The organism is Bacillus haynesii (assembly GCF_001969855.1).
Taxonomy (GTDB): Bacteria; Bacillota; Bacilli; order Bacillales; family Bacillaceae; genus Bacillus; species Bacillus haynesii.
In genome coordinates, this window is sequence record NZ_MRBL01000019.1 from 25,803 (window position 1) to 51,203 (window position 25,401).

Sequence of the window (25,401 nt, forward strand, 5' to 3'; positions counted from 1 at the left end):
CTGTTTAGTAAAAGATTAACTAAAGCAGCAGCAAAAATGACTGGATGACCGTCATTTTTTCAGGAGAAAGCCGGCTTTTCAGAATCTTCCGTTCATCGGGATTCAGCCGTTTCAATCTGTTTATGATCACGGAGATATTGTCATTGACATGATCAATTTCCGTTGTCAGGCTTCCAATTTCATCATCATTCACAGTTGAAGAGGGAAACTGGTTTTCCAGCCTTACTTTAATGTCGGACAGGGCCAATCTCTGCTGCTTGCAGTCCATAATAAACTTCAGCCGTTTGAGAGCGGCTTCATCGTAATAACGGTAGTTTGAACATGATCTGTCAGGCGTTAACAGCCCGAGATTCGTATAATAATCGACAGTCCGTTTTGTTACGCCAGCAGCAGCTGCTAATTCGCCAATGCGATATTTCTCTGCCCCATCTGCATCCCTCCTCAACCATCACGTTATAGTTATAAAACATTTTAATATATTAGAAGCCGTTTATACAAGTTAATTGATCAAAAAAAGGCGTGAAATTGATGCAGAAACCTTTATTTATCTAAATATTCGAGAAAATATTGTTAGATTTAAAGTTTAGACATTTGACTGACTCTTTTTTAATAAAGTAAGATAATAGTATATATTTGGCTTGGAGGTGGTTAGATGGGGCCCTCTGCATAGTCATTTTTACAGAACGCACATCAGCCTTATTAAGGGAATTTGAATTCATCAGGAGGTGACTCCTTATCCTTTGTGAAGGATAAGGTTAAATGGACGATATTGTTAGTCTGATAATCATCGGGATTCTGATTGCTTTAACTGCTTTTTTCGTGGCATCGGAATTTGCGATTGTCAGAGTCAGAAGCTCCCGTATAGATCAGCTGATTGCTGAAGGAAACAAAAAGGCGGTTCGCGCAAAACAAGTGGTATCGGATTTGGATGAATACCTTTCAGCTTGCCAGCTCGGCATTACGATTACAGCACTGGGACTCGGCTGGATGGGGGAGCCGACGGTTAAAAAGGTGCTGCATCCGGTCTTTGAAAGCTTGCATGTTTCTGGTGCTGTATCACACGCTCTTTCAGTTGCCATTGCATTTTCAGTGATTACATTCCTGAACGTCGTGGTTGGAGAACTTGCCCCAAAAACCATCGCGATTCAAAAAGCCGAACAGATGACACTGTGGCTGGCGGGACCTCTGCATTTTTTCAATGTTGTCATGTTCCCGTTCATCTGGACGCTGAACGCCTCAGCCAGAGTGCTGACCGGGTTATTCGGTTTGAAGCCTGCTTCGGAAAAGGATGAATCCCATTCGGAGGAAGAGCTGCGAATCCTGTTATCAGAAAGCTACAAAAGCGGAGAAATCAATCCGTCTGAATATAGATACGTTAATAAAATCTTTGAATTCGACAATCGGATCGCCAAAGAAATTATGGTGCCGCGCACGGAAATCGCCTCTGTCCCGCTGGATATGCCGATCGATGAGGCCATTTCGGTCATGCTGCAAGAAAAGTATACGCGCTGGCCCGTCTATAAAGGCGATAAGGATCATGTCATCGGCATGATCAATACGAAACAGCTGTTTACGGATATGCTCATGATGTCAGAAGCTGAGAAAAAGCGATTGTCCCTTGAAGCCTATGTCCGCCCGGTTATTGAAGTCATTGAAACCGTGCCTGTTCAAAAGCTGCTGATCAAAATGCAGCGGGAACGGATTCACATGGCGATCTTAACGGATGAGTACGGAGGGACATCGGGCCTTGTGACAGCCGAGGATATTCTTGAAGAAATCGTCGGGGAGATCAGGGACGAATTCGATGAAGACGAAAAACCGCTCATCGAAAAAGTCTCCGATCATGAATACATCATGGATGGAAAAGTGAGAATCGATCAGGTCAATGAGCTGTTTGAAGACGATATCGAGGAAGAGGAAGTCGAAACAGTCGGCGGACTTGTGCTGAAAGAAAACATAGATATCGCGGAAGGCCAGGCGGTGCATATCGGTTCTTATACGATAACGGTTCTCGAAATGGAAGGGCGTCTGATTAAGCACGTCGAAGTTAAGCGGGAACAAACAATAGAACATGTAGAGCTGGCACCGGCAAATCCGGTCGTCGTAAACGAAGTCACCTTGAGCGAAAAATAGCTCAAGGTGATTTTTTATTTTAAGAAAAAAGTCATTTGAACAGGAATATTCGTTCGTATATAATGGGAACAAACGTTCTGTTTGAGGGGTGATTGATTTGCTGTGGTACGAAATCATTTCGGAGGAAGAGAGGAAAACGTATATTAAGCGGATCGAATTTCATTTGCGGAATTGGAAAAATTACAAAGCCGCCGTGCTCAATTTAGAAAGGAGAATGGAGAAGGAGCAAAAGAATGGGCTCGCCGTCAAAGAAAGAAACGCTGAATATCAGATCGACGCGGAAAAAAGGCTCTATCAATTTTTGCTTGATTCGATGGAAACGGCTGTCTCCGAATTGGATGAACTCGAGCGGAAGCTGGTGGAATGCCGGTATATTCATAATTGGAGCATGGGAAAATGCGCGATGGAAATCGGCTACAGCGAAAAAACGCTGTTTTTAATGAAGAAATCGCTGCTGGACAAGCTGCTTGTCAGCTTGGCGGCGATCACGAATATTTAGCGCATGGCGGGGAGGGGCTTGTTTAAGACAAGCCCTTCTTTTCTGCGCTGCTTCAGTTTTTTTTCAGGTTCTTGACGCGATGATGACACGGGAGAGAGCAGCTTTTCTTTTATGATAAAGACAAGCTTTAAACAGCGGGGAGGTTTAACACATGTGATGAAATAAATGCCGGTCATTGTTTGAGACAAACGCTTCAGGAAAGGAGAGGAAGAAGATGGATTTTTCTGAAATCGCGCTCGTTCCGCTGATTACGGGATTGGTGCATACGGTAAAGCTTGTCGGCATTCAGAAACGATTTCTCCCCATCTGTGCAATTGTCTTCGGCATCTCGATTTCTCTCTTGTTCACCGCAGGGGACTGGAAGGAAGACATGATGATCGGAACTTGGCTTGGATTGTCATCAGTTGGATTTTACTCCGGTTCAAAAAACGTCTTGAAACCATTATCAAAGGAGGAGATTGAACATGAAGATTTATTTGGACCCGGGACACGGCGGAAGTGATCCGGGAGCATCGGGAAACGGTTTGCAGGAAAAGGATGTGACGCTTGCCATTGCTCTCAAAATCAATGACATTCTATTAAAAGAGTATGATCACGCAGAGACAAGACTGAGCAGAACAACAGACAAAACGGTCACGCTTCAGGAGCGCACAGACGATGCGAATTCGTGGGGGGCCGATTTGTTTGTCTCCATTCATACAAACGCTTTTGACGGTACGGCGTACGGGTATGAAGATTACATCTACAGCGGCTTGACCGATGAATCCGTTACCGCTCTTTATCAACGGATCATTCACGGTGAAGTGATCAAACAGAACGGACTCAGGGACAGGGGAATGAAAAAGGCGAACTTTCATGTTCTTCGGGAAACAGCGATGCACGCCATTTTGACGGAGAACGGCTTTATTGATCATCCCGAAGATTCGGCAAAAATGAAAAGCGCCGCCTGGATCGAACAGACGGCGCGGGGGCATGCAGCTGGCATCGCACTCTGCCTCGGTCTGACGCAGCACGAGTTTCCCCTGTATAAAGTGACGATGGACGGGGGGCAAATCGGAGCTTATCAAGAAAAAGACGATGTTTTGAACGTTATTTCTGCGAATTGGGACAGCTTTCAAACAGCGGCTATTGAAAAAGGATAGAAAGGGAAGAATCCATTTTGAATGATTCAAAATGGATTCTTGACGTTTAATGTGTCCGTATCTTTTATCATTTGTCCGTGGTGTTCCTTTCTGAACACTGCCATCAGAATTTGGACTGGTATGGCGGGCGCAAGAAAAACGACAGCCGGACACACATACGCTTCATGCCAGTTCATAGCCAAACGAGAATAATGGTTTCATCATAACATCATTTTTTACGAAATCAGCATGCTGCCGGCCCAGAATCCCCCGAGTGAGCATGCCATTGTAAGCAGCATGTAAACCGCTGAAGCCTTTACCCGCTTTGCAGCCAAAAGCTGAACCGCTTCGACGCTGAACGTTGAAAATGTTGTGAAGCCTCCGAAAAATCCAGTTCCGACCACGATAGAGACCGTTTGATTGTCAATGCCAAGGCTGACGAATATGCCGAGGGCGAATGAGCCGAGAATATTGATTACCATCACGCTGACCGGAATGCGGGGGTGCGGAAACATCGCCATGAGCACATTGCCCAGCCAAAATCTTAAAACGGAACCGATTCCTCCCGCGATCATAAAACAAGCTGCCATCATGATTGATACCGCTCCTTTTCTTTCCCTGCCGCTCCGCTGACCCTTTTGCCGATCGCGATTCCCATAAATGCGAAGCATACCCCGCAGGCAAGTGAGGCCATCAAATACAGAACACCGATGTGCGGAGCAGCCGATTGCAGCAAAAGTACGGTTTCTTTAGAAAAAGCGGACATTGTCGTATACCCTCCGCAAAACCCCGTCCCCATACATAACTGGACGAGCGGCTTTTTTGCTTGAGCCGCAAAAAAACCTGTCAAAAGACCGAGCAGAAGGCTTCCGGACGCATTTTCAATAAAAGTCGGCCAAGGAAAACCGGCGGTGCCGCCGAGCAGATTGACTGCGTAGCGCAGCAGCGAGCCGAGGGCTCCCCCGATAAAAACGGCAACATATGATTTCATACTCTTCCTTCTTTCTCAAAAATAATCCGGGTAGTCGGTAATGATCCCATCGATTTTCCAGCTTTTGAGGCGGCGTCCCGTTTTCTGCCCGTTGACCGTCCAAGCCAGCGCCTTCAAATCACAGCTGTGAATCGATTTGATCAGAAAAGGGCTGACCATCGTAGCTTTCAGGCTGACGTATCGGGCAAACGACGCGATTTGCCGCAGCCGGCCGCGCGGCAGCATTCCGAATCTCGGCCTGATCAAAACGGCAATCGGAATCGAAGGATACATGTGATGAAGCGCCCTCATGGCGCCGGCATCAAACGACTGGACAATCGTGTTCATCGAATGGCCAAACCGGCTGATCAGTTGTCCGGTCGCTTTTTCGATTCCGGGCTGGGTTTTGGACGACTTGATTTCGATGAGAAGGCCCGTCTTGTTTTGATACTTCTCCAGAACAGCTTCAAGTGAAGGGATTTTTTCGCCTTGAAATTCCGGGCCGAACCAGCTTCCTGCATCCAGCTTTTCGAGCTCATTCATCGTATACTCGCGAACGAAACCGGTACCGTTCGTCGTTCTGTCAACCTTATCATCGTGGATGACGGCAAGCCTGCCGTCTTTTGTCAGCTGTACATCGAGTTCGATAAAATCAGCCCCGAGCTTCACCGCTTTTTCAAAAGCGGCAAACGTATTTTCGGGGGCGTAAGCCGAGGCTCCGCGATGTGCGATAATATGCAAACATGTCAGCTCCTCTTGATAAAATCTTTCCATCACAAGGATACCCGATTTTGGCGATGCAAGTAAATCATTAGACTGAAGCGGACAAAAGGCAGGGAGAAGAGATGTGCGACAAATTTCGGCAAAATGGTACAAAAGCATCATTTACTAAAAATTCTGATATTTTATAATGGACAAAAGGAGGCGAGATGATGGGGAAAGGGAGAATTAAAGTGGAAGAACGGATTAAGATCGAAACTGATGCTGAAATGTTTAAAGCGACTCTCCTTGATCAAACACAGTCTCAGAAGAAGAAATAGCAGTGTTGACCCGAATCACGTTGTCTCTGGAACAATAAAATATGATGATCATCAGGCTGCCGAAGGTGTTCGGCGGCCTTTTATGCGTGTCGACGGATATTTTTGGCGCACAATAAAGTGAGAAATTTTTTGCTCGTTTTAGTATAATAAAAGCTTGATGAGTGAAATAAGGGAGAGAAAACAATGTTCGAAAAGTATATGACAATGGATTTCGCTGCCGAAATCGGAATCAGCATCGGTATCCTTCTTTTATTTTTCACGTTTAGAAAAATATTTACGAAATACTTATTCAACCTGATACTGAAATTGACGAATAAGACGAAAACGGACTTTTTCAATCAGGTGGTGCTGGCGTTTGAAAAGCCGGCTCGGTGGTTTTTTGCGATACTCGGTATTTATCTGGCCATCATTTATTCCCCGTTTTTTGATGGGCATATGGCGGTCGTTCATAAACTGTACAGAGTATCCGTGATTTTGGTCATTGTAAGCGGCCTATACAACTTAACGGCGGCTTCGTCGGTTTTATTCGATAAAATCAATAAGCGGCTTGAGCTTGATATGGATGATATTCTTGCGCCGTTTCTGTCCAAGATTCTTCGCTTTATCATTGTAGCGCTTGGAATCAGTGTCATCGCCGGAGAGTTTAATTATGATGTCAACGGGTTTGTTGCCGGACTCGGGCTCGGCGGATTCGCTTTTGCTCTTGCGGCAAAAGACACCGTCGGCAACTTTTTCGGCGGAATTGTCATTATTATGGAGAAACCCTTTACAATCGGCGATTGGATTGAAACGAATATTGTGATCGGAACTGTTGAAGATATATCGTTCAGAAGCACGAAAGTCCGCACGGCCGGAGAGGCTCTCGTTACCGTTCCCAACTCGGTGCTGGCTAACGAAGCGATCATGAACTGGACGAAAATGCGGAAGCGTCAGGTCACCTTTACGCTCGAAATCGATCCGTCAACCCCGAGGGAGAAAGTCGAACGGTGTGTGGAGCGTTTTAAAGAAATGCTCAAAACGCACGAAGGGGTCAACCCTGATGTCATTATGGTCAATTTCGATGTCCTGAAGGATACGCATTTAAGCATCTTCTTCAACTACTATACCAATACGACGGTGTGGGCCGAAAACTTGGACGTCAGACAGGATGTGAACTACCGCATTCTTGACATCATGAAAGAAGAGCAGGTCGATTTTGTTTCTCCGGGTCACAGCCTTTTTGAGTTGAAGAAAATGAAAGATCAGCAAGGAAATGCTTAGATAACGGTTTTTGAAGGGAGACAAGCCAAATGGAGGAAGAAGCCCTGAGATTTGCGGATATGATCGAAAATGCCGAGCGCATTACCGTTTTGACAGGCGCCGGTATGAGCACGGAATCAGGCATTCCAGATTTTCGTTCAGCCGGCGGCATATGGACGGAAGATCTGTCGAGAATGGAAGCAATGAGCCGTGATTATTACGAACGATATCCAAAATTGTTTTGGACGAAGTTTAAAGAGCTTTTTCAAATGAAAATGACCGGAACTTATCAGCCGAATGACGGGCACCTTTATTTAGCCGAACTCGCGAAGAGCGGTAAGGATGTCAGGGTGTTCACACAAAATATCGACGGGCTGCATCTTAAAGCGGGAAGCCGCCATGTATATGAACTGCACGGTTCGATCCAAACTGCCACATGCCCAAAATGCGGGGCGCGCTATGGTCTTGACCACATTCTTCAAGAAGAAGTGCCAAGGTGCAATCGCGTCAATGGCAAGGGGAGAGAATGCGGATTCATATTAAAAACGGATGTCGTGCTGTTCGGCGATGCCGTTCAGCATTTCGACACGCTTTTTGAAGCCCTCAACGAATCCGACCTGCTTTTGGTGATCGGCACTTCACTCGAAGTGGCGCCTGTCAGGTTTGTTCCCGAAGAAGCGCACCTGATCCCCGGGTTGAAGAAAGCCATGATCAATCTCGATGAGACATCTTACGATCATTTATTCGATATTGTCATCCATCAAAAAATCGCCGAGTTTGTTCGGAAACTTAACCGTTAAAAAAGGAAGGCGCTCCAGACCGGAGCGCCTTTTTTGAGCTTCATCACAATTTTTTATAATAAAAAACGGATGCATCGAATCCGCCGTCTGCAGATTCCGCGTATGCGGGAATGCGGCCGGCTTCAGCAAAGCCGAGCAAAGTGTAAAGAAAGTTGGACGGGTCTCCTTCCCTTGTATCCAGCACGAGAAGGGATCTGCCTTCCTGTTTCGCTCTGTCAATCGCTTTTTGCATTAACGATCTGGCGATGCCCTGCCGCCTGAAGGCGGGATCTGTCATTAACTTACAGATTTCCGCTCTGTGGCGGCCGTTTTGTTTTGTGCATAAGTGCAATTGAACACTTCCCGCGATCCGGCCGTTTTGTTTGGCAATCCACAAAACCGAGTCCGGTGTGACGGCTTTTTTCCAATAAGCCACCGCCCGCCGCTTTTCAAGCGGAGGCAGAAAGCCGACCGATGCCCCGTCATCGACGACGCGGATGAGAAGCTCTGCCAATTGATTGGTATATTCCACAGTTGAATGCAACTCTTCAATTTTCATTTACCCACCCCATGATATAAAGATAACTGCATCATAATCAGAAAACTGTTTTTTTGACAACAAGTGTGTCAGATTTCTCATTCGAGGGAGGAAATAAAAAAATCCCCTTCATCAGGGGATCAGACATGGGATGTTATTCATGAACGGGTGTCATCGACTCATCAAGCGTTGCAAATGAATACCCCATGTTTTTTAAATTTGTCAGCAATAACGGCAATGATTGAACCGTTGAAGGAATATCGTGCATCAGGATCACGATCGGCTGTTTTGTCTGCCGCTTTTCCAGCGTATTCAGCTGGTTCATGACTTCCGGAACGAATTTTTGGCTTCTGTATTTCCAGTCCAGGCTGTCAATATTCCAGTCCCAATAAACAAATCCGTTCTTTTTCAGCACTTTTTTCTGCGCTTCGGTCAGCGAAGGTTTGCTTCCGTACGGTGTTCTGATCAAATGGGTTTCGACCCCGGTGATAGACTTCAGCGTTTTTTGAGCCTGCTTCATTTCCAGATTAGGAGAATTGGCGCCTTTATAAAATTGCTTTTGGTCATGGGTTACCCCGTGAAGTCCAAGTGCATGGCCCTGCTGCTTCATATTGAGAACGGCTTCTTTGTGAAGCTTCATGTTCGGTTCGAGCATGAAGAATGTCGCTTTAGCATCATGTTCGGATAAAATTTGCAGCAGCCTTTGGCTTACGGCTGAAGGCCCATCATCAAACGTCAAATAAACCGTTTTTTCCTTCGATTTTTCTTTCTTTTTTTCCGCAGCAGCTTTTTGCTTCTCTTTTTCCTGCTTGCGCTTTTCGATCTGCTGTTTTGTGCTCAAGTGATCGAGAAGTTCGCCTTGCGTTGCTTTTTTGAGCGGAACGCTGTCTCCTTCATGCCTCATTTGGCTGTTTTCCGACACCGTAAGCTCTCTTTTCTCAGTAGCGGCAGAGGACTGTGAAAGGTCCCACACGTACAGGAGAATCAGACACAACACGAAAAAGCACGCTGCTTTCGTCAACAGATAAGCTACAGATGGGGCAGTTTTTTTTGATACTTGGCGCATGTCACTCTCTCCGTATCATTTTTCTCGTTCCAATTCCATTATGAGATAGAATGCTAGTCTCATAAAATAATGGATCACAATGTCTAAGTATACAGGATTGGAAAGAAGATGAATACAGGATGAAGGGAAAAATATATCAAATTTTAAGAGAAAATGTTGAATGATAGGGAATGCTGTTTTTTTGATTCAGAAGGCGGAAAAAAGTTTTTGGAAATATTGCACTATTTTGAAGGGCAGGGTCGTGTTAGAATGGAATGGAGAAAATTCAGAAGTCAACAAAAAACAAGGGGATGGAGAAATGAAAGTTCTTTTGAACGGCCGGCTGATTGAACGGAGCGAGTGTGCGGTTGATATTGAGGACAGAGGCTACCAATTTGGAGACGGCGTCTATGAAGTCATCCGCATTTACAATGGAATCTTGTTCACGCTTGATGAACACATTGCCCGCTTATATAAAAGCGCAGCCGAAATCGGAATCGACCTGACTTTTTCAGAAGCCGAACTGAAAAGCCAGCTGAAAGAGATCGTCGACATCAATCAGATGCGGGACGGCGGACTGTATCTTCAAGTGACAAGGGGAAAAGCCCCGAGGAAGCATCAATACGGGGCAGGGCTTACGCCTCAGGTGACGGCTTATACATTTCCTATTCAGAAGCCTGAAAAAGAACAGCAAAACGGTGTTTCGGCTATTACTGCGGACGACTTGCGCTGGCTGAGATGCGACATTAAAAGCTTAAATCTGTTGTACAATGTTATGATCAAGCAAAAAGCGCATGAAGCTTCTTCATTTGAAGCCATCTTAATTCGCGACGGTTTGGTGACGGAAGGGACGTCCTCAAATGTTTATGTCGTCAAGCAAAACGTTATTTACACCCATCCTGTGACAACGCTCATTTTAAACGGCATCACGCGGATGAAAGTGCTTCAGCTGTGTGAAGAGAACGGCTTGAATTTTGAAGAAAAAGCGGTGACAAAGGATGAATTGCTGAATGCGGATGAAGTGTTCATCACGTCAACGACAGCCGAAGTCATTCCGGTCACATCGATTGACGGGCAAACAATCGGCTCCGGAGCGCCCGGACCGCTCACCAAAAATGTGCAGACCGCTTTGCAAAACAGCATTTTGTCAGAAACAGCCAAAACGGTTTAACAAAGAAAAACGCCGTTTCCTCCAAGGAAACGGCGTTTTTTTATTTGCGGAAACCGAACAAGATTGAAAAGATCGGCGATAAATAAAGGAAAAACACAAACGGCAAATATTCAATGACGGGAACGCCGAGCGCGCTGGACATGAACGCGCCGCTGACTCCCCAAGGGATCATCGGATTGATTAATGTTCCCCCGTCTTCAAGCGATCTCGACAAATGCTTCCGGTCGATTCCGAGCTTGTCATACAGCTTTTTAAAGGACTGTCCGGGAATCAAGATCGATAAATACTGTTCACCTGTCGCCAGGTTCATGCCGATGCTTGATGAAACGGTTGAGAACACAAGCCGGCCTTTCGTATGAATGCCTTTGATTACACCTTCAAGGAGGCTTGTAATCAGGCCGATTTTTTCCATGAGACCGCCGAGCGCGAATGCGATGATGATCAGGGAAACAGAGCCCATCATCGATTGAAGGCCGCCGCGGTTTAAAATCTTCTCAACGGCTTCATTGTCGGCTGAGAAAACCGGACCATTCTGCATCGCTGACAAAAACGATGAAATGCTGGCGTCAGGCTGAATCAACGCGGCAAGAATTCCGGCGGAAACGATCCCTGCTGCAAGCGACGGAATGACGGGCGTCCGTCTGACAGCAAGTACAATCACAAGAAGAGGCGACAGAAGCGACCAGACGCTGATGTTGACTGTGCCTTCTATTCCGTTTATGATCGCTTGAATGTTTTCGGTTGAAGCCGGCGCTGCCGTTAAAGAACGGCCCATGAAAAAGAAAAGCAAAATCGTGATCAAAAGAGCAGGGACCGTTGTTCCCGCCATATGTCTGATATGCTTGAAAATCGGAAGCTCCCCGACTCCTGCGGCAAAATTGGTCGTGTCAGACATCGGAGACATTTTGTCGCCGAAGCAGGCGCCGCAAATCACAGCTCCCGCCGCCCATGTCAGGGGTACGCCGGCCGCCGCGGCCACACCGATGAGGGCGACGCCGATCGTGCTGACCGTCGTGAAGCTTGAGCCGACTAATGAACTGATCACAAGACAGCTGAAAAGTGCGGTGAGCAGCAGGTGCTGCGGTTCAATCAGGTTCAACGCGTAAACCGTTACCGTTGGAATCGCGCCGCTGTACTCCCAGACTCCGATTAAGATGCCGATTAAGCAAAGGACAATAATCGGCTGAACGCCATTCCGGATGCCTGAGACAATGCCGCTCTCAAGATCTTTCCAAGAATGGCCTTTCACCGCGCCGACCGCGGCCAAAAAACCGACGCAAATCAACAGTGGTATGTGCGCTTCTGCTTTAAATATGAATAAGCATGTAAAAATAATGAACAATATGGCCAAAAACAATAGAGCCGATATGGAAAACGATAGTCGTTTTTCGTTTGACAAATCATACACCTCATTAGAAGAAATATCTCTCTTTAATACTTTGATGCTTTTGTGCATAAACGTATTATAACAGAAAAATAGATCATATACTTAAATTAAAATATTTCAAACATTTTTCAAAGGTTCGCCCATTCTATTTTGAAAGCGCTGACTTTTTTAAGATATAATTGATTGGAGAAAGACATGTATTTGATACACGTTTCAATGATCTTTTAGCTAAAATAGGGGGAAATGCGATGTCTTACACTGTTCAGAAAAGCCGGTTTTTACATGAGGAAGCGATCTGGTTTGAAAATGATGATTTAGAGGCCGTACTTGTACCAGGGTGGGGAAGCAATTTGATTTCATTGAAGTGGAAGCCGGGCGGGTTGAATTTGTTGAAAACGCCTGCAACAAAGGAAGAATATGACGCGAATCCGTTTTTATTCGGAATCCCTGTTCTTTTTCCTCCCAACCGGATCGATCACGGGAGATTTACATATGCGGGAAGAACGTACGAGCTGCCGATCAATGAAAAGCCGCTCGAAAATCACCTGCACGGATTTCTTTACGATAAAAAGTGGACGGTGGAAAAAATGGAGGCAACAGAAGAGCGGATCATCGTGCAGACGAAGCTGGACTCTGATGATCATCCGAGCATCCAAGCAATCTTCCCTCACTCGTTTGCCATCACCATCACCTACACATTAGAAGGACAGCATCTGAAAATCGATGCATCGGCTGTCAACCGCGGTCAAGACCCGATGCCGATCGGATTGGGGTATCACACATCTTTCCGCTATCCTTTAAACGAAGCAGGAGATAAAGAAAAGTGCCTGTTTACTCTTCCTGCCTCAAAGCAATGGACGCTGACAGACCGCATGCTGCCGACAGGCGAATATCGGATGACAGAGGAGTTCAAAGCGGGGAAAATGGCAGCGGGAGAAAGGCTTGATGATATATTGGCGGCTGAGCAAGACCGAGAAGGAAACAGCACCGCCGTCATTTCGGACAGCCTCGCCGGCATTCGCGTCCGCTACCAATGCGATGGTCATTTTAAGCACTGGGTCGTGTTTAACGGTACCTCTGATCAAGATGATCTGCTTTGTATTGAGCCATATACTTGGATGACGAATGCACCGAACGTGAACCTTCCGAAGAATGTGAGCGGATTTCGGGATTTGGGGCCGCAGGAAGAGCTGATGATGCGCAGCAAAATTGAGGTGGGCGGAATATAATCGATATTCCACCTTTTACCACGAGCATTTATCAAGCGTAAATGCTGTATGGGACGCTTGTTTGCCCTCTCTCCAATCCAATTGAACCGTCACCTTGCGGCCGGCGAATTCGGCTTCTTCAAGCCCTTCCAAAAAAGAAACAGATTGTTCTTTTGACCCTCCGCCGGGGAATTCGCCTCCCGCGTAATCTTTCATCGGCGTTTCGATTTGGGCGTTCAAAAGAATTTCATCATCAAACTTTGTTACCATTGTTTATAGTCAAGTAATCATATATACTCTCACTATTAGACAAGTATTCCGGAAGATTATTAAGAAATCTGTTGATTAAAATGAGATGGAAATATTGTAAAAACTTAACATTGGTGGTTTCTTTTATGTTACAATACATATGAAAATAAGGGGGAAAGAAGGTTTTTTAATGAAGAACATTTTTGTAAGTCTATTGGTCCTTTGTCTAGTCTCTATTAGTGCTTTCGTCGGTATTGAAGATGCTTTTGCTGCAGAGGAATTACAAGAAGCGTCTTATTCTGAACCTATTAAAAGTGCAGACGATCTACAATATGATGTTAATAAAAATTTGACTCAGGAAGAAATAACATCTAGATTTAACAAGATAAATACAAAATACGATGTTGGTCAGGCTTTTTCTGAGCAGGATGCTGAGTTTATAAAGTTTTATTCGGAATCTCAACTGGGAACTCCTGCCGAGTTAAATGATGGGATATCAATTAGTGCAATTCAATGGTATCCAGGTCAAACAGCCAGCAAATCTTTCAATACTTCAAAAAGTTCTAATGGAGTGAAAGTTAAATTCTCTGGGAAAGTCTATGGTACAATTGGTATTGTAAATCATAGTTATAGAGGTAAATTGAGTGCAAAAATAACTTCTGGAACATCTAAAGTAAAGAAAGCATTGAAAGTACGGGTAACTCACTCGGCTTATGGATTGGTAGGGAAAAAATCAATTGGCATTGTATATAACAGTGGAAAATCTTCTACGGGAACAAAATCCAAAGTTTCTATGGATAATACTGTTAAATATAGTGCTCTTGCAGTTGTTTATACCTATACGAATGCCTATGTATCAGTTACTACAAAAACAGGTTCTTTCAACAAGTATGCTTTCTAATGATATGATAGAGAAGGAGAGATTGCTTTGATCAATTTTTCAATAATAAATGCGGTCATTGTATTAGGGGTCTTACTATTAATTGTTTGGGGAATTGTCTCCTTTATTAACAGGTTAAGAAAATCAAGAAGATCATAACATGATGAGAGGCCGGACATTTGACCGGCCTCTTTTAAAATAGTTATTTTACAATCAGCAGCGGAATCTCCGATTTTGTCGATATCTTGTCGCTGACGTTGCCTGGTTATTACAATGTTTCAACGAGCTGACTTCACCCGTAACGGGCATTTTTCATCTGTGGGGAGAAAAACATTTGCCGCAGCTTCCTTTAGCACAATGCTTTGTTCAGATAACAGCTCCGCTCTCTGCCGGACCCACGGAGCTTTTCCTTGAGCTGGTTTTGATACTTGGATGACGAATGCACCGAACCTCAACCTTCCGAAGAATGTGAGCGGATTTCGGGATTTGGGGCCGCAGGAAGAGCTGATGATGCGCAGCAAAATTGAGGTGGGCGGAATATAATCGATATTCCGCCTTTTACCACGAGCATTTATCAAGCGTAAATGCTGTATGGGACGCTTGTTTGCCCTCTCTCCAATCCAATTGAACCGTCACCTTGCGGCCGGCGAATTCGGCTTCTTCAAGCCCTTCCAAAAAAGAAACAGATTGTTCTTTTGACCCTCCGCCGGGGAATTCGCCTCCCGCGTAATCTTTCATCGGCGTTTCGATTTGGGCGTTTAAAACGATTTCATCATCAAACTTTACGACCAATTTTTCCAAATATGTATCATCCAGCCGCTCCCGGCTGCCTGTCCAATACAGGTTCCCGCTGAATTCGCGGCCTTCATCGCCTTTTTTAATCACGGCCTCCCAATTTCCGTCAGCGCTTTGCCCGTTCCATTTCGGGTATTCCGCCATATACAAACCGATCAGCCTGCCGCCGAAATAAACGGCGCAAAAGGCTATGAAGAGGGAGGCGATGAATAGAACCGGCCGCTTGTATTGCTGTTTTATATTAACCACCGCCTAAAAAGTTCTGCTTTATGATCATAAAGCAGAACAATCGGAAAAAAAAAGCCATTCTCTTAAATTTTAAGGGAACGGATGCGGGTGCAGGTTCACCTGTTCTTGTGTTAGCGGTTCTTCTGCAAAGCCGAGCTTCTTCGGCACTGTGAAAATTCTCTCAAGCCCTTCCAGGCGGATGAAGCGCTGTCCGAATGTCATCGGAATCAGGCCCGGGATGAGCACTTTCACACAATAAAGTCCGTTCTGTTCGATAACAGGGGAAGTCTGATCAACGACGATCACTTCAAGGTTGAGACTCCGGAAAGCTTCAAGCAGGTCGCAGAGATCTTCGGTTAAATCAAGATGTTTCTTTCTTTTTTTAAAGGCATCGTCGAATGTTTGCAGAGGCCGGCTTTGATTCAGCAAAAACCGGAGGCGCTCTTCCGCTTCGGGCAGTCCGTACATGAAGCTGTGATCCTCCATTTCCCGCACTAAAGCAGGACTGCGGAGCATCTGGTAATATTTGCTCCTTTCAGATTCAAATTTGCGGTCGTGCTTCAACATCATGCCTGCCAGCTCATGAAGGGCGCTTTTCACCGCTTTTACGGGATCGGGGTGGGCGCCTGCGGAACAAATCAGATTCAATCCTTCCTGTTTTCTGTTTTTGGCGATCGCCCAAATGCTTGGAATGCCGTATTCCATCGTTGAATTAAAGACATGCAGATCATATCCCGCCACACTTCGCACTCTCTCTGTCATGAGGCGTAATTCCGGATCTCCTGAAGAGTCGAGATCCAGCTGCCGAAGTGGAAGCCTGGCATACCAGGCAAGCAAAAATGAATCGCGCTCAGCCGCTTCTAATATGCCGTGGAAAATCGCTTCCTCCAAACTCCCTCCGAGTGCACAGCCGTTCGATGTTTCATAGACAAAGCTGTCTTCGCGCCCCAGGCTGTAATACGCGAGCGATTCAGGAACGAGAATCGGCCGTTTCTGCAGAAATGAATAGCCCCATACCCAGCGGAGCGGGCGGGCCGGGTGAAACGGCTGAAAAGGAAAATCGGGATGCATGTATTGTTCGGCACGATGGAGCCCGACTTTTGCCGGGTCGAGCGCACGATCCTTTACATTTTCGTAGGTGTCATGTACGACCGTCCGTTTGCCGCGCGGTTCAATTCCGGAATAGCGTTCCAAACCTTCTAAAATGGCGGTTAATTCGCTGTCTTCATACGAATGGCTCCGCCCTCCGACCCCTTCATTTCCCATCCATAAAGGCATATTGACGATCATATCGGCAAACGGCAGAATCGCGTCATAAATTTTGGCGTTGAACAGCCCCGTTCTCTGGTCCAGATAGTCTTTGGAGACCGTCTGTTTTAAATCGTCCGTATTCCGCACGCGAAAGCTGTCCGGATTCGTTTTCAGGCTGGGCCGAAGCGATATCCGCGCGGATTCCGGTCCGTCTTCGGGCAGACTGCCGCATACAGGGCATGTCGGTTCCGGGATGAAAGCGTGCAGCGAACATTCTAACGTTTTCAAATTGACGATGTACAGCTTTTTTTTCAATCGGCCGCGCCCGCCGTTCATGATGGTGTCGACTTCTGTGCAGATCAGGTTGACCATCTGGCGGCAGCCGGTCTTTGAAGCCCACGGATCGCGGCTTATGCCATTGCTTTTTTGTTCCAGTTCAAGCGTCTCTCTGCTGTCGGGGCCGGAGACATACCGCCTCATATCGGCGCATTCGGAACATCCTGACGCTGACGGATAAACGAGCGGCCCGATTACCCCTTCGCCAAAAGATGCAAACCCGCGAAGCCACGGAATCCCTGCCGCCCTTAGCACCTTTTCGGCCTCGCGATATAACAAAGGCCGCCATGCATCGTGCAGCACAAGAACGAACGAAGTCTCCGCCGGTATTCTGTTCTCAAAATCAGGCCTTCGGATAACGTCATATTCGGCAGATAATTGTTGTGATGCGCCTTCTGCCATCAATCCTTCGCCAACGACCAAAATACAGCGCTTCATCAAGGTTCCTCCTTTCGCAATTGCACGCAGTAGATGCCTGCCAGTTTTTCTTTTAAAAATGGTTCAGCAGGCAGCTCATAGACATACAGCTGCAAGCCGCGGTTGTTTTTCAAGGCGGAAAGCAGTGTTTGTTGCAAAGCAGCTGAAACGGGGATAGCAAGCTTCGTTTCACCAGGCTCCAGCAGAACATCCGCGCCTTTCAAAGGATCTTTGTCTGTCAGCGCCCGTTCGAGCGCTTTTCTGAGAGCCGATGTGATGTTGAGTCCAGAACTTCCGTACCAGCGGCCGCGAATTCCCGCCCATGCGACAGGGAAGCCTTCTATGTTTTTCCCTAAACCGATTTCCGGTTTGCCGTACAAGACTGTCAGCGCTTTTAAATAAAATGCAGAATGCCGGTCTTCCATTCCGTCCAGCTGAACGAGGGATATCGTTTCTTTTCCGCTCTTTATCCGTTCTCGCAACCGGTGTTCCAAGCATTTCTCCATTCCCCTTAATACGCCTTCAGCCAGCGTTTCTCCGGCGGCGATCGCGAAATCCCCGTTATTCGGATAAGAACGGGTCAACCTTGATGCATACATTTCAATACCCGTCAGCCCGGCTTCCCGCCGCGCCTCTTGATGGGTCAAACCGATCGAAACCGTCTCAGGCAAAAGCTCCGCAGGTCCGGAAGAGAGCGGATCTGCTGTCTGAACAAAGCATTGTGCTAAAGGAAGCTGCCGCAAATGTTTTTCTTCCCACAGATGAAAAATGCCCGTCACGGGTGAGGTCAGTTCGGTGAAACATTGGAATAACCGGCTTTCTGCTTCTCTTTCGGGGCGCTCCGAAAGTTTCGCTTCAAGGTCAAAGATGAGTTCAGCCGAATCCTTGCCGCAAGCGAAGTCCGGATGCGGAAGAAACGCATGCCAGCCGCCTTCGAGCGTTGCCAAATCAATCAGGTACACTTGATTCTTCTTAGATAATGGCGCAAGCTCCGCAGCTGTTTTCATCAATTCGAACACAATAACGTTTGCCAGCATGTCTTTTCCTGCCGAAGGGAAGGTTTCAAGCGTCCGTTCTTCATGGAGCGCAGACCGATGGAGGCGCCTCCAGGCAGCCTCGAAGCAGCTGTCTCCGGGTTGATGGAAGACAGGGCCTGCCAGTCCGACTTGTTTCAGACAGATGCCGGGTATGAAGCCTTTGTTCTCTTCGAGGCAAAACGTTTGAAGATCGCGGAGCTCATCTGTGAAGCCGCGGTCAGAGACATACAAAACCCAATCGGCAGATCGGACCGCTTCCCGCCAATGTTGCGTTTCGGCGAAGCCAATCTCCAGTCCGTTTTCTGTTCGCCTTGATATTTCTGCCAGTTCGTCTAAAGTGTGCCCGGATGCATCCGTCACGATCGCACGGATTCTTGAAAAACCGGAATCGATCAGCGACTGGACCAATTTCGTGAGAAAGGAGCCGGTCCCTGCAGCCAATATTTTCGTTTGGCGCGACAGCTGAAATCGGTAAGCGCCGGAATCGGCAAAGCTCTCAATAAATTCGATTTGGGCTTCATACGTTTTAAGCACTGAGCTTTCCAGTTTGTGCGGGTGATCCCGGCTTATGTCGCGAACGAACCCGTTTTTATAAAGCATTTCTCCGATTTCATATACTCTCTTTCGGTACGGAGCTTGCAGCCCTTTTGTCAAATCTTCAAGCGAATGTTCCCCGTTGAACATCGGCAGAAGTTTTTCGATCCATTGAGCAATCGATGATCCTTTTATGCGAAACGACCCGGAATTATTTCTAAAATATGCGCCGCCGTTCGGATCAGGAAGAAACCATGTATCCTGGTTTACTTTCAGGCGAGCGGAAGCAGTCAGGTGTGTCATGCTCCTCCTCCTTTCATGTATTAAAAACAAGACATACCATTATATGTAATTTTGTTCGTCCTTTATGCTATAAAAGACCCCCTGCGGCAAAAGAGGCAGGGGAAGTCTTCTTTTATAAAAAAACTACATGCCTCCGTGCCAACAGCTCCAGCAGCAATGGCCCGCACAGCTCCAGCAGCTGTGACCCGCGCAGCTCCAGCAGCTGTGACCCGCGCAGCTCCAGCAACTGTGGCCCGCGCAGCTCCAGCAACTGTGGCCCGCACAGCTCCAACAGCTGTGGCCCGCGCAGCTCCAACAGCTGTGGCCCATGCAGCTCCAACAGCTGGCACAGCTTCCGCAGCTCCAGCAGCTTGCGCAGTGTTTAATATTGGCGTGATGGCGGTTCGCATCCCAATGCGTCATATCGTCTGCCTGGAACTGATCCATCTCCAACGACTGCAGTTCATCATGGAATTGTTGCATTTTAATATCCTCCTTCATCGGTAAAATGTTAACGATCAAAAACAGCAAAAGAAGAATGAAACATAGGCAAAGTCAGATTAAGTCAAATACCCCGGGTACTCACAAGATCAAATTATGAGGTCTGTTAGGTGGTTGTTACTGATTTGAACGCCTATTTTTCCTGTTATTGGATTTCGTTGAAGAGGGGCTTTTATTTTGCATAAAGATCGTTGGAGGCCGGGAGAGGATGACAATAAGTAAAACCAAGGAATGCGGGGCAAAATGGAGAAAGAAAATCAATTGTAAGTTATGTAGCATCAAAGAATGCAGTCTATGAAAATAAGGAGAGAAAAAGATTTTCAGAAAAGTTTTTGTTAGCTTATAGGTCCTTTGTTTAGTCTCGTCAGTGCAATGGTTGGTATCTATGGAAATTTTGCTGTCGATTTCGATCTGAAAATAAGATATTAATAAAAATTTGACTAAAAAGAAATAGCTTCAATTGAATAAAAATTTAATGCGGATTCTCATTTGAGAACTCAGTGAAGGAAAATTCCAATGGAGTGATAGTCGAATTCTCAGGGGACAGTCGTAAATTGAATGCAAAAATAACTTCTGGAAACATCTAAAGTAAAGAAAGCATAGAAAGTAGGTAACCATTCAGCTTACGGATTAGCAGGAAAAAATTCAATTGGCGTTGTATATAGCAGTGGAGCAACTTCTAAGGGCACAGTGCTCTTGTAGTTTTATGCTGATGCGAATGCTTATGTATCAGTTACTACAACAAACGGGTTCTTTCAATAAGTATGCTTTCTCATGATATGATAGAGAAGGAGAGATTGCTTTGGTCAATTTTTCAATAATAAATGCGGTCATTGTTTTAGGAGTCTTACTATTCATTGTTTGGGGGATTGTCTCCTTTATTAACAGGTTTAGAAAAACAAGAAAATCATAACATGATGAGAGGCCGGACACTTGACCGGCCTCTTTTAAAATCGTTATTTCACAATCAGCACCGGGATCTCCGATTTTGTCGATATCTTGTCGCTGACGCTGCCAAACAGGAGCTTTTTCAGGCGGTTCTGGTCGCGCGTACCCGTGATGACGAGGTCAGCGCCGATGTTTTCCGCATGTTGCAGAACTGCGTTGGCCGTGTCTCCTTCCAACACCTCAATTTCCGCGTCGTACTGGTTTTCGCTTAAAATGATTTTCGCTGCCGCAATCGCTTCTTCCGCGCTGTCCTCGTAGATCATGGGTTCACCGGCCAAATCTGAATCGTGGGGGACCCGGGGCGCGGCCGGGAAGCCGCTGTAAAGGTATGGCGCGCCGGCAGCGGGTCTTTCGGCCTCAGCGTCTGTTCTCACTTGTCTCGGTTCATGGACATGGGCGACGGTCAATTGTGAGCTGAGTCTTTTCGATAGGTCGATCGCTTTTTTCAGCGCTTTTTTGCTTTCCTCTTTTCCGTCAAACGCGACTATGATCCGGTCAGCTTTAAACAAATTGATCATTCCTTTCAGAATGGATTTACTGTTATATTACCCGTTTTCCCAACAAATCTAACGAAATATGAGAATATGAATCAAAAGACTGCCATTCGTCAAAAAAACAAATTGACAATTAAAGGGCCGTACTATAAGATGGAAAATATTAATAAGATTGGAGGGTATCGTCATGATTAGAAATATCAATGCATCAGTTCAACAACAAAAGCACCTAAACGTGACATTTCCATACCTTCCTTATGATCGGAAAACCGTTTCACTCTAACACCTTCAAAGGAGGGCGCATGTCGCGTGAACAAGCGTACATGCGCCTTTTTTATATTGGAAAAGGCATGCTGGTACACAGTGTGCCTTTTTTTCTGAGAAAAAACATTCTGTTCCCGATGCGGAGCAGCATGTTTTTCTAATAAATCAACCGCACATAAGGAGGAATTTTTTATGCCGAGTATCAGAAAAAACGAAATCAAAGATTGTAAGGAAAAACTTGAAGGCGGCTAAAAAGGAGAGGATATCAGATGTTTTCAGTTTTATGGAAGCTGGGCTGGTTTTTTAAAGCCTCTTGGCGGCGCTACACGATAGCGGTCGTCCTGTTGATTATTGTAAACGTATTGGAAATGTTTCCGCCGAAGCTGCTCGGCAACGCGATTGACGACATGCAGGCGGGCACTTTTTCCAAGGCCGGCATGCTCGGCTATATCGGTTTATTTCTCGCGCTTGGCGCAGTTGTTTATATCTTATCCTATTATTGGATGTATCAGCTGTTTGGGGGAGCGAACCTGGTCGAAAAAATTCTCAGATCCAAGCTGATGGGCCATTTGCTGAAAATGACGCCGTCTTTTTACGAGAAGAACCGCACAGGGGATTTGATGGCAAGGGCGACAAATGATTTAAAAGCGATTTCCATGACGGCCGGCTTCGGCATTTTGACCCTGGTCGATTCGACGCTGTATATGCTGACGATCCTTTTAACGATGGGTTTTTTGATCAGCTGGAAGCTGACGCTTGCTTCGATCATTCCGCTTCCGCTGATGGCGGCTGCCATCAGCATCTACGGGAAAAAAATTCATGAGCGTTTTACGGAAGCGCAGGATGCGTTTGGCGCTTTAAATGATCAAGTGCTCGAGTCCGTGTCAGGGGTAAGGGTGATCCGGGCCTATGTACAGGAGAAAAACGATGTCAGCCGGTTCAACAGCATGACGGCTGATGTGTACAAGAAAAATATGAAAGTCGCTTTGATCGATTCGCTGTTTGAACCGACGGTGAAGCTTTTGGTCGGGATCAGCTATTTAATCGGTCTTGGCTACGGCGCCTATCTTGTTTTCCGCAGCCAGCTGACATTGGGTGAACTCGTCTCTTTCAACGTGTACCTCGGCATGCTGATCTGGCCGATGTTTGCGATCGGAGAGCTGATCAATGTCATGCAGAGGGGAAACGCTTCACTTGACAGAGTAAATGAAACATTGGCATATGAGCCTGATGTGAGAGAGTCCGCTGAACCCGAAGCAGCGGAGCCGGGTGATATTGTGTTTGACGGGGTCACTTTTACGTATCCGAGCTCTGCGTCGGAAAACCTGGCCGATATTTCATTTACTGTATTAGAAGGACAGACGGTCGGAATTGTCGGGAAGACGGGAAGCGGCAAAACGACATTAGTCAAGCAGCTGTTGAGGCAGTATCCGAAAGGAAAAGGAACGATCACCATTTCGGGCGTGCCGATTGAGCGCCTGCCGCTTGACCAGCTTCGCAGTTGGATCGGGTATGTGCCACAGGATCACGTGCTGTTTTCAAAATCAGTGAAAGACAATATTTTGTTCGGCGGACATCTCGCCGAAGAACGCGATTTGCACGCCGTCATCTCTGCAGCACATCTGAAAAAGGATATTGAGATGCTTTCAGACGGCTTGGAGACAATGGTCGGAGAGAAGGGAGTCGCTTTATCCGGGGGACAGAAACAGCGGATTTCAATTGCGAGAGCGATGATTGCGGAGCCCCATATTTTGATCTTGGATGATTCGCTGTCCGCTGTCGATGCGAAAACAGAAGCGGCGATTATTGAAAACATCCGCAGCAGACGGAAAGGCAAAACGACGTTTATTACATCACACCGGATGTCGGCTGTCGAACACGCCGATTTCATTCTCGTCATGGAGGATGGAAGGATCGTTGAGAGAGGGACGCATCAGGAACTGATCGGCCGGAAAGGCTGGTATTTTGAACAATATGAAGCACAGCAGCTTCCTTCGGGAGAAGAAGGGGGGACTGTAGCATGACAACAGGAAAAAGGCTTTTCCAATATGCGCTTCTTTATAAAAAAATTCTCATCTGGGCGCTTGTGATGCTGACGATCGCCGTCACTGCCGAGCTGACGGGGCCGATGATCGCCAAAAAGATGATCGACGATCATATTCTCGGAATCGAAAAAACGTGGTATGAAACGACAGAGAAAACGAAATATACTGTTTCCTACAAAGGAAAGGAATATATCAGGGAAGACAGGACAGACCCTCCAGCTGAAAAGCTGCAGGAAGTTCACATCTTTCAAGTCGGTATGAACTACTACTTTGTAGGGGAACCGGTTACCTTTGACGGGGAGCGGACGGTTTCCGGGGGAGAGCTGAGAATGACGAGCGGAGACCGGACGGAAACCTACAAGGCCGATCGCCTGTCTTTGTCCGAAGTGTATGCTTTTTACGAGCCTGAAATAGGAGGGCTGATCTCGCTCGTTTCTATTTATTTCGGCCTTCTCATTTTCTCGATCTTTTTCCATTATGGCCAATTCTACCTCTTGCAGATGAGTGCAAACCGCATCATTCAAAAGATGAGACAGGATGTATTCGCCAACATTCAAAGGCTTCCTATTCGCTATTTTGATAATTTGCCCGCAGGAAAAATCGTTGCAAGGGTGACGAATGATACCGAAGCGATCCGCGACCTGTATGTGACCGTTCTTTCGACGTTTGTCACAAATATCATTTATATGGCCGGAATATTCGCCGCGCTGTTTTTCCTTGATGTCAGGCTGGCCGGCGTCTGTCTGTTGATTTTGCCTCTGATTGTCATTTGGGCGGCCGTTTATCGAAAATTCGCTTCAGGCTACAATCATAAACTCAGGTCAATCAACAGCGAGATCAACGCCAAAATGAATGAATCGATTCAAGGGATGACGATTATTCAGGCATTTCGGCGCGGAGAGGACACAAAAGAAGAATTTGAACAGCTGAACGACAGCCACTTTCATTACCAAAATAAAATGCTGAAATTGAATTCGCTCATGTCCCACAACTTGGTCAACATTCTGAGAAATGTTATGTTCACCGCTTTAATCTGGTATTTCGGGGGAGCTGCCCTGAACGCGGAAAGCATGATTTCAATCGGCGTCCTCTATGCATTCGTCGATTACTTGAATCGATTATTTCAGCCGATTACGGGCATCGTCAACCAGTTTGCCAAGCTTGAATTGGCGCGCGTATCATCGGAGCGGGTTTTCCGCCTGCTGGATGAGCCGGGCGTCGATGTCAAAGAGCCGAGCAGCGAAAGAGCGCGGGGGCGAGTCGTGTTTGAGGATGTATCATTTCGCTATCATGACGGTGAAGATGTGCTGAAAAACATCTCATTTGAAGCGAAGCAAGGGGAGACCGTTGCATTGGTCGGCCATACAGGCTCAGGCAAAAGCTCCATTATGAATGTACTTTTCCGCTTTTACGATATTGAAAAGGGCGATGTCAAAATCGACGGCAGAAGCATATATGATATGTCAAGGCAGGAAATCAGAAAGCATATGGGCATCGTTCTCCAGGATCCTTACTTATTTTCCGGCACGATTGCTTCAAATGTCAGCCTTGACAATGCTGATATTACTAGACAGCAAATAGAAGCCGCCTTGAAACAGGTCGGGGCTCTTGAGGTGCTGGCCCGCCTGCCGAAAGGCCTTGATGAGCCGGTCATTGAAAAAGGAAGCACCCTTTCTTCAGGGGAAAGGCAGCTGATCTCGTTTGCGCGTGCGCTGGCATACGATCCGGCTATTCTTATTTTAGACGAGGCGACGGCCCATATCGATACCGAAACAGAAGCGGTCATTCAAAAAGCGCTTGACGTCGTCAAACAAGGGCGCACCACCTTTATCATCGCCCACAGGCTGTCAACCATCAAAAACGCCGACCAGATTCTCGTTCTTGAAAAAGGCCAAATTATCGAGAGGGGAAATCATGAAGAGCTGATGAAGCAAAAAGGCCAGTACTATCAAATGTATGAACTGCAAAAGGGGAAAGGAACTCTGATAGGGTAAGCCGGATCTTCACCCG

At 46.5% G+C, this 25,401-nt stretch carries 25 protein-coding genes; 12 read left to right on the plus strand and 13 right to left on the minus strand.

The window, feature by feature from the left end:
- Nucleotides 1-19: 19 nt before the first annotated feature.
- Entirely contained in the window at nt 20-445 is a 426-nt protein-coding gene (locus BTA31_RS16880) for a MerR family transcriptional regulator (RefSeq protein WP_043925061.1), read from the minus strand.
- 314 nt (nt 446-759) lie between these two features.
- Between BTA31_RS16880 and BTA31_RS16885 the strand changes: the two genes are divergently transcribed.
- The 4 genes from BTA31_RS16885 (at nt 760) to BTA31_RS16905 (ending at nt 3,774) form a co-directional block, all read left to right on the plus strand.
- Nucleotides 760-2,133: a hemolysin family protein gene (locus BTA31_RS16885; protein ID WP_076793249.1), complete on the plus strand. Its 1,374-nt coding sequence runs from the start codon at nt 760-762 to the stop codon at nt 2,131-2,133.
- Between the two features lie 97 nt (nt 2,134-2,230).
- Nucleotides 2,231-2,632 carry a hypothetical protein gene (locus BTA31_RS16890; protein WP_020450746.1) on the plus strand — a complete coding sequence of 134 codons (402 nt, stop codon included), beginning with the start codon at nt 2,231-2,233 and terminating at the stop codon, nt 2,630-2,632.
- 214 nt (nt 2,633-2,846) lie between these two features.
- On the plus strand, nt 2,847-3,134 hold the full coding sequence (locus tag BTA31_RS16900) for a hypothetical protein (RefSeq protein WP_043925065.1): 288 nt from the start codon (nt 2,847-2,849) through the stop codon (nt 3,132-3,134).
- Complete coding sequence (locus BTA31_RS16905) at nt 3,097-3,774, plus strand: N-acetylmuramoyl-L-alanine amidase family protein (RefSeq protein WP_076793251.1); 678 nt, start codon at nt 3,097-3,099, stop codon at nt 3,772-3,774. Before BTA31_RS16900 ends, BTA31_RS16905 begins: the two co-directional genes overlap by 38 nt.
- A gap of 215 nt (nt 3,775-3,989) precedes the next feature.
- Here BTA31_RS16905 and crcB read toward each other — a convergent pair whose 3' ends face one another.
- Genes crcB through BTA31_RS16920 form a run of 3 tightly spaced genes read right to left on the minus strand, consistent with a single transcriptional unit; the run spans nt 3,990 to nt 5,464 of the window.
- Nucleotides 3,990-4,346: a fluoride efflux transporter CrcB gene (gene crcB / locus BTA31_RS16910; protein ID WP_043925067.1), complete on the minus strand. Its 357-nt coding sequence runs from the start codon at nt 4,344-4,346 to the stop codon at nt 3,990-3,992.
- Nucleotides 4,343-4,744, minus strand: a complete 402-nt coding sequence (locus BTA31_RS16915; RefSeq protein ID WP_076793252.1) for a fluoride efflux transporter FluC — start codon at nt 4,742-4,744, stop codon at nt 4,343-4,345. The genes crcB and BTA31_RS16915 overlap by 4 nt, the downstream gene beginning before the upstream one ends.
- A 15-nt stretch (nt 4,745-4,759) precedes the next feature.
- Nucleotides 4,760-5,464 carry a glycerophosphodiester phosphodiesterase gene (locus BTA31_RS16920; protein WP_239693229.1) on the minus strand — a complete coding sequence of 235 codons (705 nt, stop codon included), beginning with the start codon at nt 5,462-5,464 and terminating at the stop codon, nt 4,760-4,762.
- Nucleotides 5,465-5,655: 191 nt separating this feature from the next.
- On the opposite strand from BTA31_RS16920, the gene BTA31_RS22620 reads away from it, so the two are divergent.
- The 3 genes from BTA31_RS22620 (at nt 5,656) to BTA31_RS16930 (ending at nt 7,802) form a co-directional block, all read left to right on the plus strand.
- A complete protein-coding gene (locus BTA31_RS22620; RefSeq protein ID WP_003180159.1) occupies nt 5,656-5,763 on the plus strand; it encodes a YhdX family protein in 108 nt (35 codons plus the stop codon).
- Nucleotides 5,764-5,946: 183 nt separating this feature from the next.
- Nucleotides 5,947-7,023: a mechanosensitive ion channel family protein gene (locus tag BTA31_RS16925; RefSeq protein ID WP_076793254.1), complete on the plus strand. Its 1,077-nt coding sequence runs from the start codon at nt 5,947-5,949 to the stop codon at nt 7,021-7,023.
- Nucleotides 7,024-7,052: 29 nt separating this feature from the next.
- Nucleotides 7,053-7,802 (plus strand): NAD-dependent protein deacylase, encoded by a 750-nt coding sequence (locus BTA31_RS16930; RefSeq protein ID WP_076793255.1) that lies wholly within the window; start codon nt 7,053-7,055, stop codon nt 7,800-7,802.
- Nucleotides 7,803-7,845: 43 nt separating this feature from the next.
- Here the strand turns inward: BTA31_RS16930 and BTA31_RS16935 are convergent, their stop codons facing one another.
- Nucleotides 7,846-8,340 carry a GNAT family N-acetyltransferase gene (locus BTA31_RS16935; protein WP_076793256.1) on the minus strand — a complete coding sequence of 165 codons (495 nt, stop codon included), beginning with the start codon at nt 8,338-8,340 and terminating at the stop codon, nt 7,846-7,848.
- A gap of 133 nt (nt 8,341-8,473) precedes the next feature.
- Entirely contained in the window at nt 8,474-9,385 is a 912-nt protein-coding gene (locus BTA31_RS16940) for a polysaccharide deacetylase family protein (protein WP_076793257.1), read from the minus strand.
- A gap of 298 nt (nt 9,386-9,683) precedes the next feature.
- Here BTA31_RS16940 and dat point away from each other — a divergent pair, with 298 nt between their 5' ends.
- Entirely contained in the window at nt 9,684-10,535 is an 852-nt protein-coding gene (dat, locus tag BTA31_RS16945) for a D-amino-acid transaminase (protein ID WP_076793303.1), read from the plus strand.
- Between the two features lie 40 nt (nt 10,536-10,575).
- Here dat and nhaC read toward each other — a convergent pair whose 3' ends face one another.
- The gene (nhaC, locus tag BTA31_RS16950) at nt 10,576-11,934 is read right to left on the minus strand and encodes a Na+/H+ antiporter NhaC (RefSeq protein ID WP_076793258.1); all 1,359 of its coding nucleotides are present in this window, start codon (nt 11,932-11,934) and stop codon (nt 10,576-10,578) included.
- Between the two features lie 236 nt (nt 11,935-12,170).
- On the opposite strand from nhaC, the gene BTA31_RS16955 reads away from it, so the two are divergent.
- The gene (locus tag BTA31_RS16955; RefSeq protein WP_076793259.1) at nt 12,171-13,151 is read left to right on the plus strand and encodes an aldose 1-epimerase; all 981 of its coding nucleotides are present in this window, start codon (nt 12,171-12,173) and stop codon (nt 13,149-13,151) included.
- Between the two features lie 15 nt (nt 13,152-13,166).
- On the opposite strand, the gene BTA31_RS16960 is transcribed toward BTA31_RS16955, so the two are convergent.
- Nucleotides 13,167-13,400 (minus strand): DUF4944 domain-containing protein, encoded by a 234-nt coding sequence (locus BTA31_RS16960; protein ID WP_275667500.1) that lies wholly within the window; start codon nt 13,398-13,400, stop codon nt 13,167-13,169.
- 169 nt (nt 13,401-13,569) lie between these two features.
- On the opposite strand from BTA31_RS16960, the gene BTA31_RS16965 reads away from it, so the two are divergent.
- Nucleotides 13,570-14,280, plus strand: coding sequence for a hypothetical protein (locus tag BTA31_RS16965; protein WP_076793260.1), 711 nt, complete (start codon nt 13,570-13,572; stop codon nt 14,278-14,280).
- 537 nt (nt 14,281-14,817) lie between these two features.
- On the opposite strand, the gene BTA31_RS16970 is transcribed toward BTA31_RS16965, so the two are convergent.
- From BTA31_RS16970 to BTA31_RS16990, 5 genes are all read right to left on the minus strand, one after another.
- Nucleotides 14,818-15,303: a YdhH/YoaO family protein gene (locus tag BTA31_RS16970; protein ID WP_239693231.1), complete on the minus strand. Its 486-nt coding sequence runs from the start codon at nt 15,301-15,303 to the stop codon at nt 14,818-14,820.
- Between the two features lie 69 nt (nt 15,304-15,372).
- On the minus strand, nt 15,373-17,307 hold the full coding sequence (locus BTA31_RS16975) for a TOMM precursor leader peptide-binding protein (RefSeq protein WP_076793261.1): 1,935 nt from the start codon (nt 17,305-17,307) through the stop codon (nt 15,373-15,375).
- A complete protein-coding gene (locus tag BTA31_RS16980; RefSeq protein WP_076793262.1) occupies nt 17,307-19,160 on the minus strand; it encodes a putative thiazole-containing bacteriocin maturation protein in 1,854 nt (617 codons plus the stop codon). Before BTA31_RS16980 ends, BTA31_RS16975 begins: the two co-directional genes overlap by 1 nt.
- Nucleotides 19,161-19,283: 123 nt before the next feature.
- Entirely contained in the window at nt 19,284-19,640 is a 357-nt protein-coding gene (locus BTA31_RS23740; RefSeq protein WP_422109663.1) for a heterocycloanthracin/sonorensin family bacteriocin, read from the minus strand.
- Nucleotides 19,641-20,596: 956 nt separating this feature from the next.
- Nucleotides 20,597-21,097 (minus strand): universal stress protein, encoded by a 501-nt coding sequence (locus BTA31_RS16990; protein WP_043928759.1) that lies wholly within the window; start codon nt 21,095-21,097, stop codon nt 20,597-20,599.
- Between the two features lie 518 nt (nt 21,098-21,615).
- On the opposite strand from BTA31_RS16990, the gene bmrC reads away from it, so the two are divergent.
- Together bmrC and bmrD are read left to right on the plus strand one after the other, a co-directional pair.
- The gene (gene bmrC / locus BTA31_RS16995) at nt 21,616-23,370 is read left to right on the plus strand and encodes a multidrug ABC transporter ATP-binding protein BmrC (protein WP_076793263.1); all 1,755 of its coding nucleotides are present in this window, start codon (nt 21,616-21,618) and stop codon (nt 23,368-23,370) included.
- Nucleotides 23,367-25,385 (plus strand): multidrug resistance ABC transporter ATP-binding protein/permease BmrD, encoded by a 2,019-nt coding sequence (gene bmrD, locus BTA31_RS17000; protein WP_076793264.1) that lies wholly within the window; start codon nt 23,367-23,369, stop codon nt 25,383-25,385. Before bmrC ends, bmrD begins: the two co-directional genes overlap by 4 nt.
- The last annotated feature ends 16 nt before the right edge of the window (nt 25,386-25,401 follow it).

What these genes read in the sequence shown, in the direction of transcription:
- BTA31_RS16885 (WP_076793249.1), top strand. Translation starts at nt 760, where the DNA reads ATGGACGATATTGTTAGTCTGATAATCATCGGGATTCTGATTGCTTTA.
- BTA31_RS16900 (WP_043925065.1), top strand. Translation starts at nt 2,847, where the DNA reads ATGGATTTTTCTGAAATCGCGCTCGTTCCGCTGATTACGGGATTGGTG.
- BTA31_RS16905 (WP_076793251.1), top strand. Translation starts at nt 3,097, where the DNA reads ATGAAGATTTATTTGGACCCGGGACACGGCGGAAGTGATCCGGGAGCA.
- crcB (WP_043925067.1), bottom strand. Translation starts at nt 4,346, where the DNA reads ATGATGGCAGCTTGTTTTATGATCGCGGGAGGAATCGGTTCCGTTTTA.
- BTA31_RS16915 (WP_076793252.1), bottom strand. Translation starts at nt 4,744, where the DNA reads ATGAAATCATATGTTGCCGTTTTTATCGGGGGAGCCCTCGGCTCGCTG.
- BTA31_RS22620 (WP_003180159.1), top strand. Translation starts at nt 5,656, where the DNA reads ATGGGGAAAGGGAGAATTAAAGTGGAAGAACGGATTAAGATCGAAACT.
- BTA31_RS16925 (WP_076793254.1), top strand. Translation starts at nt 5,947, where the DNA reads ATGTTCGAAAAGTATATGACAATGGATTTCGCTGCCGAAATCGGAATC.
- BTA31_RS16930 (WP_076793255.1), top strand. Translation starts at nt 7,053, where the DNA reads ATGGAGGAAGAAGCCCTGAGATTTGCGGATATGATCGAAAATGCCGAG.
- BTA31_RS16935 (WP_076793256.1), bottom strand. Translation starts at nt 8,340, where the DNA reads ATGAAAATTGAAGAGTTGCATTCAACTGTGGAATATACCAATCAATTG.
- BTA31_RS16940 (WP_076793257.1), bottom strand. Translation starts at nt 9,385, where the DNA reads ATGCGCCAAGTATCAAAAAAAACTGCCCCATCTGTAGCTTATCTGTTG.
- dat (WP_076793303.1), top strand. Translation starts at nt 9,684, where the DNA reads ATGAAAGTTCTTTTGAACGGCCGGCTGATTGAACGGAGCGAGTGTGCG.
- BTA31_RS16955 (WP_076793259.1), top strand. Translation starts at nt 12,171, where the DNA reads ATGTCTTACACTGTTCAGAAAAGCCGGTTTTTACATGAGGAAGCGATC.
- BTA31_RS16960 (WP_275667500.1), bottom strand. Translation starts at nt 13,400, where the DNA reads ATGGTAACAAAGTTTGATGATGAAATTCTTTTGAACGCCCAAATCGAA.
- BTA31_RS16965 (WP_076793260.1), top strand. Translation starts at nt 13,570, where the DNA reads ATGAAGAACATTTTTGTAAGTCTATTGGTCCTTTGTCTAGTCTCTATT.
- BTA31_RS16975 (WP_076793261.1), bottom strand. Translation starts at nt 17,307, where the DNA reads ATGAAGCGCTGTATTTTGGTCGTTGGCGAAGGATTGATGGCAGAAGGC.
- BTA31_RS16980 (WP_076793262.1), bottom strand. Translation starts at nt 19,160, where the DNA reads ATGACACACCTGACTGCTTCCGCTCGCCTGAAAGTAAACCAGGATACA.
- BTA31_RS23740 (WP_422109663.1), bottom strand. Translation starts at nt 19,640, where the DNA reads ATGAAGGAGGATATTAAAATGCAACAATTCCATGATGAACTGCAGTCG.
- bmrC (WP_076793263.1), top strand. Translation starts at nt 21,616, where the DNA reads ATGTTTTCAGTTTTATGGAAGCTGGGCTGGTTTTTTAAAGCCTCTTGG.
- bmrD (WP_076793264.1), top strand. Translation starts at nt 23,367, where the DNA reads ATGACAACAGGAAAAAGGCTTTTCCAATATGCGCTTCTTTATAAAAAA.